We start from the raw sequence: 221 nt of genomic DNA on the forward strand, positions 1-221 counted from the left end.
GCGCAGTGGGGGAATCAAGAAGAAAGTTGCGGCGAGCGCCGCGACCGCAGTGAGCATTCCGGTGCCCAACGACAGGGCGGCCGATTCAATGCTCAGGGTCGCCGCCCATGCGCTTGCTCCGCCGATCACCGAGAGCACGGCAGGCCAGAGGAGCGGCGCAGAGAAATCAGCGAGGCGCAACGGTGCGCAGAAGCGAGCGAGCGCCACAGCCGGGATCAGAC

At 67.0% G+C, this 221-nt stretch carries 1 protein-coding gene; it reads right to left on the reverse strand.

Annotated elements, in window-relative coordinates; translation table 11 throughout:
- Positions 1-207: hypothetical protein (locus tag AMS67_RS17775; protein WP_206541716.1), on the reverse strand; the 207-nt coding region annotated here is incomplete at its 3' end.
- Between the last annotated feature and the right edge of the window lie 14 nt (positions 208-221).

It is taken from the genome of Leucobacter japonicus, assembly GCF_001273855.1.
Lineage (GTDB): Bacteria > Actinomycetota > Actinomycetes > Actinomycetales > Microbacteriaceae > Leucobacter > Leucobacter japonicus.